General features: G+C 70.9%; 1 protein-coding gene and 1 pseudogene. Both read left to right on the top strand.

Annotated elements, in window-relative coordinates:
* Window positions 1-973 (top strand): annotated as a pseudogene (locus A5706_RS33670) (hypothetical protein); the annotation flags it as partial.
* A 57-nt stretch (window positions 974-1,030) separates the two neighbouring features.
* Complete coding sequence (locus A5706_RS15305) at window positions 1,031-2,479, top strand: lipase maturation factor family protein (RefSeq protein ID WP_068132062.1); 1,449 nt, start codon at window positions 1,031-1,033, stop codon at window positions 2,477-2,479.
* Window positions 2,480-2,656: the final 177 nt, after the last annotated feature.

Below are 2,656 nucleotides of genomic sequence, written 5' to 3'. Positions count from 1 at the left end.
GCTGGGCGCCGACGGCAACCCGATCGCGCCCGCCGACGCCGCCCGCAACCGGTCGCGGGAGATCACCGTCGGCTGCGACCGCGGGCCGGTCGTCGCCGTCGCCGGCCGGTTCGTGCACACCTCGATCCGCACCACCGCCGGCGCGCTGCTGGACGGCGAACCGGTCGCGGCGCAGCCCTGCGAAACCGAACCGATCGCGCTGCCGGCCGGCCAGCAGGAGCTGTTGATCAGCCCCGGCGCCCAGTTCGTCGTGGACGGGGCCCGGCTGTCGACCCCGGCCGCCGCCGAGACACCCAGCGCGACTGAGCCCTTCCTGGCTCCCGCCCCTACCGGGGCGTGGGGTCCGAGCCGTCGCGAGGTGCGGGCGCCCGCGTCGCCCACCGAGCGGCTGTTGGTCATCCCCGAGAGCATCAACCCCGGCTGGGTGGCCCGCACCGCCGCCGGCGCCCCGTTGACGCCGGTCGCGGTCAACGGGTGGCAGCAGGGCTGGGTGGTGCCGGCGGGGGACCCCGGCACCATCACGCTGAGCTTCGCGTCCAATTCGCTGTATCGGACGGGCCTGGCGGTGGGGCTGGCGTTGCTGCCGCTGCTGGCCGCGCTCGCCTTGTGGCGCACCCGGCGCGGGCGCACCGACGACCCGCCCGCCCGACCGTGGGCGCCGGGGCCCTGGGCGGTGGTCGGCGTGCTGGCGGCCGGGGTGGCGATCGCGGGCGCGGCGGGGCTGGTGGTGGCCGGCGCCGAGGTGGGGCTGCGGTATGCCGTGCGGCGCCGGCGCGACGCCTTGACCATGTGGCTCTGCGCCGGCGGGCTGATCCTGGCCGGGGCGGCGCTCTCGCGGCATCCGTGGCGCTCGGTCGACGGTTACGCCGGGCATGCGGCGTATGTGCAACTGCTGGCTCTGATTTCGCTTTCGGTGTTAGGCGCGTCGGTCGTGGCGCTGCCGGACCGGGAGCCGCGGCCACGCGAGGACTGACAATCGGGGCGTTGGCTTCCGGTTTCCGTGCTGCTTGACTGGTAATACGTGACGACCATGGGTTGGTTCTCGGCACCCGAATACTGGCTGGGCCGGATGGTCCTGCAGCGTGGTGTCGCGGCCATCTATCTGATCGCCTTCGTCGCGGCCGCGCTGCAATTCCGGGCGCTCATCGGCGAGCACGGAATGCTGCCGGTGCCACGGTTCTTGGCCAGGCAGACCTTTTGGCGGGCGCCGAGCCTTTTCCATCTTCGCTATTCCGACCGGCTGTTCGCGGGGGTGGCGTGGCTGGGGGCGGCGCTGGCGGCGGCCGTCGTCGCCGGGGTGGCCGACCTGGTGCCGGTGTGGGCCGCGATGCTGGCGTGGCTGGCGCTGTGGGTGCTCTACCTCTCGATCGTCAACGTCGGTCAGACCTGGTACGGGTTCGGCTGGGAGTCGCTGCTGCTGGAGGCGGGCTTCCTGATGATCTTCCTCGGCAACGACCGGGTGGCGCCGCCCGTGTTGACGCTGTGGATGACGCGGCTGCTGCTGTTCCGGGTCGAGTTCGGCGCCGGGCTGATCAAGATGCGCGGCGACCCGTGCTGGCGCGACCTGACGTGCCTGTACTACCACCACGAGACCCAGCCGATGCCGGGGCCGCTGAGTTGGTTGTTCCACCACCTGCCCAGGCCCCTGCACCGCGTCGAGGTGGTCGGCAACCATTTCGCCCAACTGATCGTGCCGTTCGGGTTGTTCGCGCCGCAGCCGGTGGCCAGCGTGGCCGGCGCGATCGTCGTCGTCACCCAGCTCTGGCTGGTGGCGTCTGGCAACTTCGCCTGGCTCAACTGGGTGACCATCCTGCTGGCGTTCAGCGCCATCGACGACTCGACGCTGGCGCTCGTCTTTCCGGTGCCCGCGCATCCGGCGTGGCCGGCGCCGCCGCTGTGGTTCGCCGCCGTGGTGATGGCGTTCAGTGCCGCCGTGCTGTTCCTGAGCTACTGGCCGCTGCGCAACATGCTCTCGCCGCGTCAGCGAATGAACATGTCCTTCAACCCATTTCACCTGGTGAACACGTACGGGGCGTTCGGCAGCATCGGACGCGTCCGCCGCGAGGTGGTGATCGAGGGCACCGACGAGACGCGGGTCACCGACGAAACCGTGTGGAGGGAATACGAATTCAAGGGCAAACCCGGTGGTGTGCGACGGCTGCCGCGGCAGTGGGCCCCCTACCATCTGCGCCTGGACTGGCTGATGTGGTTCGCCGCGATCTCGCCCGGTTACGCGCAGCCGTGGCTGAGGCCGTTCATGCAGCGGCTGCTGCGCAACGACCGTCCGACGCTGCGGCTGTTGCGGCGCAATCCATTTCCGGACTCGCCGCCGCGTTATGTGCGCGCACAGTTGTATGAGTATCGGTTCACGACGTGGCGGGAGCTGCGGCGCGACCGTGCGTGGTGGCATCGGACGCTCATTGGCTGGTACGTCCTGCCGATGACGCTGGAAGAAACGCAGTCCCCGCGTGGGGTTTAACCCGCCTTAAAATGGCGGCGGTTCCTCGTCGCCGGTGGGTGGGGGCAGGGCGAAGTAGTCGCGGTTCTCCGATTTTCGGGCAAGGCGGGCTTGGCGGTTGTGGCGGCGTTCGGTGGCCACCCGGTGGGCGCGGTCTTGGGCGCGGGTGCGCCGGCGTTTGGGCATCATCGCGGCGCG

It is taken from the genome of Mycobacterium sp. E796 (genome assembly GCF_001672815.1).
Taxonomy (GTDB): Bacteria; Actinomycetota; Actinomycetes; order Mycobacteriales; family Mycobacteriaceae; genus Mycobacterium.
The sequence above is the reverse complement of the archived record's forward strand: the minus strand, read 5'-3'. Positions and strand labels throughout refer to the sequence as shown.